Raw genomic sequence first — 6,966 nt, 5'->3', positions numbered from 1 at the left:
ACGTAGCGACGAGCATAAGTGAACATCCCCGGCCTGGCATCGAGAACAATCGGCACACGATATCAACGGATCAACCACCACAAGGCGGCCAGTCGGATCGGCGCCCACGATCTCGTGGCCGGGGCGCCACGTAGGCGGTAGGTGGAATGCGCCGGGATTCACCAGTTTCGCTACATCACTTCCGCACAAACCGGCCAGATGAACGGAGATTGTGACCTCATCATCGCTCGGCTCGGCGGGCTGCACCGTTCGCAGCCCGAGCACGCCCGCACGAATCTCCCAAGCCCTCATATCGAACAACCCAGGTACTCGGGTAGCACCTCGACGGCACCGATGACCGGGCCGAACCAGTCGACGGCGCCGTAGACGAGGGCGTCTTCGCTGCCCCGTCGCCGTACCGCTAGCGCGCTCAAACCTGCGCGCAGTGCGCCATGTAGCTCGTCGCCACCGCCATCGCCCACGAACAGCGCGCGGCTCGGTGCGACCTCCAAGTCTGTACACACTCGGGCGTACAACCGTGGATCAGGTTTCGTCGCACCTGCCCTACAGCTGAACACCGCGGTGTCGACCAGCGCCGCCAAGGGACTCGCGGGCCACGCCGCAGCCACGCCAGCATCGGCATCGCTGAGAACTGCAAGCCGAATTCCATTGTCGCGAAGCGATTCCAGGGTGCGCAGAACCGACTCGTGAGGCGTCACCCGACACCGGGCAATTGCGTACAGTTCGTCGACAACGATCTCGATCGCCGATTTCGGAGCAGCTACGGCTTCGACCAGGTGGGCGGCGAGATCGCTCAGGCCGGCCAGCCTTCCGTCGTGCCGAACCAGCCACGTACTGCGAAAGTAGTCCTCGATCACCGTACTTCGGCGATCAAGCCGACCTCCCAATCTAGTTGATATGGAGGCGAGTTCGATCGGTGTGGGCGCATCGACGAGCGTGCCGAACAGATCGAGAACGATGGCTCCGATGGGCCTCTCACACGGTGGCGATGCGGGCAAGGTTACGACCGACCTTGAGATAGAGCTCCCCCTCGCGGTGCTCGGCCTTCCCCTCGACGATAGTCGCCAATTGGGTGCGCACGTCGTCCTCGCTCAGGGTGATCTGAATCTGCCCGTCCCCGGACTCGGAAACCAGCCTCAGCCCATTCTGCTGTGCGATTCTGCGGACATCACTGTTACTCTTCGCGAAACCGAGAGCTTTCACCACCTCGATGACCGGGAGCGAAAGATCATCGATGGTGGGCAGATTCGCAACCTCGCCGAACGCACGCCGAGAGAAGCGGGCCACGAATTCCGTGCGCGCAGTCATCGCCGCTTCGACGCCGTGAATAGCCGCAGTGATCTCCCCGGCCAGCAGCTTCTTCAATTCCATCGGGTGCAGCGAATCGGATCCGATGCTCTTCGCAACAACTGCCAACTCGGAATCTTGCCATTCCGAGAGCGCTCGAAAATAGGGCTCCACGAGGCGATCTGGAACCGACATGATCCTTCCAAAAATTTCCCCCGGCGCAGCCGTTAGCGGCACATAGTTACCCTTGGACTTGCTCATTTTGGCACCGGTCCCGTCGGTGCCCTCGACCAGCGAGGTGGCAACAATCAGTTCGGGAGTCTGACCAGAGATGTCCATGACCTTTCGACACATTTGCATGTTGAGGAACTGGTCGATCCCACCGATCTCTACATCACAGGCAATCTCTACCGAATCCAAAGCCATGACGACTGAATACAACAACTCGGCCAGTGACAGTCCGTGGCCGGCCTCCAGACGCTTCCGGAAGTCATCCCGCTGCAGCGACATCGATACCGGGATCTGCGCCGTAATCCCGATTATCTCCGGCAGCGTGATCGCGCGCAACCAATCACCGTTGCGGCGGAACTGTGCTCGATCGAAATCAAAGAAAGGGGTGACTTGATCACGGTAGGTGGCGAGATTGCGCTCGATATCGTCGTCGGTCAGCGCGGGGCGTTCGTCGGACCGGCCCGAAGGGTCACCTATCTTGGCCGTCATGTCACCGACGATGAAGACCACGTGGTGGCCCATTCGCAGGAAGCGGCTGAGGACCAGCATCGGAACGGCGTGACCGAGATGAACGTCGGCGCCCGTAGGATCGATACCGAATTTGGCGATGAACTGTCGACCCTGATCGCGCGCAGCGACGATACGTTCGGCAAGACTGCCTACCGAGGGCTGCAACTCCTGGGCGCGTGAGCCGATCAAGTCGGCTTGATCGGCCGGTGACAGATCCGATAGATCGAGGTTGCGGCGCTGCCAGGTCTCGGTCAGCACCTCGCGAACGATGACCTCGGTCGCGAGGTCCTTGTTCTGGAGCAGGTCGGTAACGCGTTCAACGGACTGGCTCAGTCGCGTCATCAAATAGTCTCCTGACAACTGGATGTCGCTACATAGTATCTGTCGGCACAGGCGGATTCGCGCTCAGTCAGCGCGGCCACAGGGCAATCATTTCGACGACGTAGTCACTGAGCTCGCGCACCGACCGATCCCATGCGGATCCGCCCGTTCGGCAGCAGGCATGCAGCTCGCGCAACCTCTCACCGTCGTACTTCGGCAGCTGGCACATCAGCTGATACGTTGCCGATTCCTCGGGTACAGGCGGTTCGCTGGCCAGCAGCGGGTATACCTCCTCAGGCCGTGTCGATACGTCGACTGCCGAACCTGGGATACTCTTGCTGAACTTGGGATGGCCACCGAAGCCGCGAACCATGCGCGTGTAGGTCGCGCTCAGCGCGAATTCCGACCGTAGTGGCGAGTGTCCGTCCAACCTCGCGCGGATCTGCTGAGCAAAGCGCACGTAGCGATGCTCGTCCACACCCAGCATCACCAGTACGGCATCGTAATCTTGCCCCAACGTGACGAAGTCGGCGGCCATCAGCGACAGCGACAACGCTCGACGGAAGGTCATCGTGGTATCGACCAGTCCTCGGGCCGCGTAGTAGCGGTGATTGTCCTCCTCCGCCGCATCCAGGTCTGCCTGGTCTACGTAGCGTCCCAGCAGATACGTCGTCTCCAGGGCTCGCAGCTGGCCCTCCTGGAATCGCAGGATGCCGGCCGCGGGGTCGAAGCCCAGCCGCACGCTGTACTCCCGGAAACGCTCCGCCAGTTCGTGAACTTCGTTGTACGGCTTCGCTTTCCCATTGTAGGCGTCGAGATCGCCGAGGACGATCTGGCACTGCTCACCACCGCCTTGCAGTTCGATCATCTTGAGTATGTGTGACACGGTGGCCAGATGGGGTACGCCGGACATGCCGAATCCCGTTGTCACAATGCGGCGCTCGGCAGGCGTATCCAGAAACCGCTCGGCGTGATGGTGGCAAAGGTATCGGGCGTTGAGCGTCTCCGAGGCTAACCCAGACAGGTCGAAGTCGAACTGCCGCAGGTCGAAGGGCTGATAGCCGAACTCGTCGAGAACGCTGCGGTAATAGTTTTCCGAGAAGAGTACGGCTCGGCTCATCGGAGGTTCTCCTTGTGGGCGGATGTCATTGCTTCGTGCTGGCGTCGGTCTCGTGCGTCCGCGCGCAATCGCGCAGCTCGTTCCCGATGCCCGGGACCGAGTGAGGCGAGTTCTGTGGGTCCCGCCCAGCTCGGCGGGGTCAGGGACAGGCTCTCGAGGCGTTCGGCTACATCGGTGTGTATGTCGGCCATATAGTCGGCGAAGACACCGGGGTTCCGCCTATCCGTCATGCTCGCGTCATGGACTCGATATCGCGTGAGCGGATTCGGAAGGCGTATTCCATGCCCGAGCTCCGCTGGCACATGGAAGAACAATTCGTTCGTGACCGGCAGCAGGTCACGAGCCACATCGGTGCGCACCAACAATGTGCTCGTGGCGCCACCTGGATGTGTGCCCGCACCGAATGGACGGCCCTCGGAATCTACTACGAACTCCGCGTGTTGGATAACGAGGAGGTCCGGGTCGCTGAGATAGGGCGCAAGTGTGCGCAATTTGTGGGGCACGAACGCATCGTCGGCATCCAGCGGTGCGAACCATTCGCTCGACGACTCACCGACGGCTCTCGTCAGCGTGGCGGGAAACCCCTCGTGTTGCTTGCGCACGACCCGAACCTCGGGAAAATCCGCGTACACGGTGTGGCTGTGGTCGGTCGATCCATCGTCGATCACCACCACCTCCGATAGGTGATAGCCTCCCGGTCGCTGCGCCAGCGCGCTCGCCAGCGCCTCGCCGAGATAGTGACCGTAATTGAAATTCAGCACGATGATCGATACGGTCGGTACGACGCTGCTCCTCCTCATCGCACACTCTCGTACACCGCGTGATGGATACCCATTATGTCCAGGTGCTCGCGACGACGATGATCGGCGAATTTGTCGGCATACTCGGCGCGCCAACCGTTCTGGATCATGGCATGCGCTGTCTGCAAAGCCCGCAACAGTTCAGCGCCGTGAGCGAACGGGGAGGTAGCGGTCCAGTCGAACCATACCGGTTCCGGCGCGAGACCGTCGTGCAAAGCGACCTGCTCGGCCAGATAGCCGGTGAGGGAAGCGACCGGCAGCACCCCGAGGTCGAACGCATGCTCGAGCTGGCCTGAATGACTCGCCCACCGATAGGGTAGAACCAGGCAGTCCGATGCCGCGACAGCCTCGTTCACGTCGGCGTCGTTCGGAAACGGAAGGACATCCACGCTCAGCCGTGGGTCGGCAGAGTGCTCGCGAATTGCCCGCCACGCATCCCGGTCCTCGACCAGGCTCGCACGTGATGGCGCGCGCAACAACAGATGCAGCGTCGTGTCCTTCAGATTCCGCGCGTACCGCCATGTCGCGACCAAAAGTTCGACATCCCGGTTTTGCCGCAGCGAACCATAGACGAGAAAGCGAGTCGGCGCACCGAATTCGCGATCCGGGCGGCGCTCGAAAGTCCCAGGTGCGCTTACATAGCCATGCGGCGCCATGACGGTATTCGTACCGAATCTGCGGCGAACATTCTCGTTGGCTTCGTGTGTAAGACAGACCAATTGCGCGCAACACTTAGCGAGGGCACGCAGCCTGCGTTGGTGCGATACCCGACTACCGAAGATCGGATCGAGATCATGAACTGTAAAGATAGAGCGCTTTCCCGCTCGACGGCATTCTGACATTGCGAGTCGTAAGTGCTCGACCGTATCGAAGTCCGGGTGGTGCATGTGCACCGCATCCAACAGTTCCCACGGTCGGTGCGCCAGGACCCAGTCGAGGGTGACGTCCCGAGGAATCTCCAGGCCGTCCACAGTGGTGCCGTTGATTATGCGGATATTCGCGTCGTGCAGTTTGCGTGCGTACGGGGTGCGGCCGGCGACGTGGAGCACCCGAACTGCTGTCATGTCGGCTCCGGCCCTGGCCCCAAGACGACCAGTTGAGTAGTCTGCCCACCGCCCGCATCATCGCTGCGGGTCAGTTCGAACTGCTGGATCGAGATGGGGAAACTCTGCAAGAAGGCTTGGAACTCGTCTCGGGTCCACTCCCGCACATGGGACGGATTGAACGGTGGGCCCAAATGCTGTGCGCCGACGCGCTTGTCCCGCGCAGGCGTGCTCAGCACCGCACAAGCCGCGCCCTGATCGAGCAACCAGCAGATCAGCTGCATCGTCGGACGCGGATCGATCAGATGTTCCAGCACATCTGAACAGACCACTACCGCACGGCCGATAAGTTCGGCCGACAGCGGCAGGGTCACGGTATGCTCCAGGTCGGCCTCCAGCCAGGTCCCCACCGATAGATTCGCACGGCACCAGTCGATATTCGTGCCGAAATCGACGCCGACAATACCCATATCAAGATCGGACTCATGGAGCTCGAGTAATTTCCCAGCACGGCCACAACCCAAATCTATGACGACATCGCACCCGTGATCGTATGCAGCCTTCAGCGCCACGGGGTAGACGTCCGGCTGCCAGATGATGCCGGAGTCATCAATATCCACGAAGTACTCGGGAGGAACACGCTGGGTGTATCCACGTGCAAGGAAATGGTTTTCATGATCGAGTTCCACTGGTCACGCGCTCCGATCGATCTTGTTCGGCTCCGAGATGTATTTCGATGCCGCGCCGGTTCGAATGATGTCGTTTGCGATTCGGATCCCGGCAGCCAGGGAAGTTACGATTTCGCCGAGGACGAGAAGGTGTGCGGCGTTCACGGCTACCAGATCTCGGTGGCTGTCCAGCCCCGCGCCGGCGAGCAGATCACCGGTCAACGCGATCGCCTCCTCCGGAGCCACAGGAGCGGGCAAGTCGGACACCGGAATGCCGGTGATCGTCTCGATTTCGACCGGTCGGAGACGACCATCTCGTACGCGGCAGCGCCGGAACTCGCCGAAGGCTCCGACTTCATCGATGTAGCGGCCGTCGGGCAGACGCGTACCGATTACGTCGACATCTGCCATACCGAATCGCCTCAACACCCGCGCCGCTACGTCTACTCGTGGATGCGCCAAGCCGAACACCATTCGATCACCCCGAACCGGGCTGGCGAGAGCGGCCAAACCCATCGAAAACGGGTTCGGCGCGTGAAAACGTCCCCCGTACAGCTGGTCCAGGACAGGGATTTCCGGCTCGATCGCAACGAACGAGAACCCGGTGCGTGACAGATCACCGCGGACCTCCTCAGCTGTCCGACGCTCGTGCACGCCGAGAGCGCGCACCAGATCACGCGATCCGAGCGCTGAGGATGTCGCCGCGGAACCGACCTTGATCACCTTGGCTCCAGCAGTCGCAGCGACAAGCGCGGCGGGAGTCGACACATTCAGGGTGCGCGCGCCCTTCTTCCCGCTGCCCGCCAGCAGTAGCACCGGAGGGCCCGCACCGCCGACTTCCGAAGCCGGTGGGCGGTCATCGAGCGCCAAGGCCGCCCGCAGCAGTGCCTCGACGTCATCTGGCTCCGGACCTCGGGCCATGACTGCCGTCATCAGCGATCCAAGGACCGCGACCGTAGAGCGCCCGCGCGGTGTCGCGTGCGACC

8 protein-coding genes are annotated in these 6,966 nt (G+C 61.7%); all 8 read right to left on the bottom strand.

Going from position 1 to position 6,966, the window contains the following annotated elements:
• A partial coding sequence (locus tag ACFWF3_RS18780) for an alcohol dehydrogenase catalytic domain-containing protein (RefSeq protein WP_379314643.1) occupies positions 1–291 on the bottom strand: 291 nt, incomplete at its 3' end.
• Complete coding sequence (locus tag ACFWF3_RS18775; protein WP_379314642.1) at positions 288–998, bottom strand: HAD family hydrolase; 711 nt, start codon at positions 996–998, stop codon at positions 288–290. The genes ACFWF3_RS18775 and ACFWF3_RS18780, both read right to left, overlap by 4 nt.
• The gene (gene tyrS / locus ACFWF3_RS18770) at positions 976–2,370 is read right to left on the bottom strand and encodes a tyrosine--tRNA ligase (protein ID WP_379314641.1); all 1,395 of its coding nucleotides are present in this window, start codon (positions 2,368–2,370) and stop codon (positions 976–978) included. Before tyrS ends, ACFWF3_RS18775 begins: the two co-directional genes overlap by 23 nt.
• A 67-nt stretch (positions 2,371–2,437) precedes the next feature.
• Complete coding sequence (locus tag ACFWF3_RS18765) at positions 2,438–3,469, bottom strand: hypothetical protein (RefSeq protein ID WP_379314640.1); 1,032 nt, start codon at positions 3,467–3,469, stop codon at positions 2,438–2,440.
• Complete coding sequence (locus ACFWF3_RS18760) at positions 3,466–4,269, bottom strand: glycosyltransferase family 2 protein (protein WP_379314639.1); 804 nt, start codon at positions 4,267–4,269, stop codon at positions 3,466–3,468. Before ACFWF3_RS18760 ends, ACFWF3_RS18765 begins: the two co-directional genes overlap by 4 nt.
• The gene (locus ACFWF3_RS18755) at positions 4,266–5,333 is read right to left on the bottom strand and encodes a hypothetical protein (protein ID WP_379314638.1); all 1,068 of its coding nucleotides are present in this window, start codon (positions 5,331–5,333) and stop codon (positions 4,266–4,268) included. Before ACFWF3_RS18755 ends, ACFWF3_RS18760 begins: the two co-directional genes overlap by 4 nt.
• Complete coding sequence (locus tag ACFWF3_RS18750; protein WP_379314637.1) at positions 5,330–6,001, bottom strand: hypothetical protein; 672 nt, start codon at positions 5,999–6,001, stop codon at positions 5,330–5,332. Before ACFWF3_RS18750 ends, ACFWF3_RS18755 begins: the two co-directional genes overlap by 4 nt.
• A gap of 3 nt (positions 6,002–6,004) precedes the next feature.
• Complete coding sequence (locus ACFWF3_RS18745; RefSeq protein WP_379314644.1) at positions 6,005–6,901, bottom strand: hypothetical protein; 897 nt, start codon at positions 6,899–6,901, stop codon at positions 6,005–6,007.
• Between the last annotated feature and the right edge of the window lie 65 nt (positions 6,902–6,966).

This window comes from Nocardia sp. NPDC060220, from assembly GCF_042727815.1.
In the GTDB taxonomy this organism is placed as follows: Bacteria; Actinomycetota; Actinomycetes; order Mycobacteriales; family Mycobacteriaceae; genus Nocardia.
Note: the sequence above shows the minus strand (reverse complement) of the source record. Positions and strands in the feature narration are given on the sequence as shown.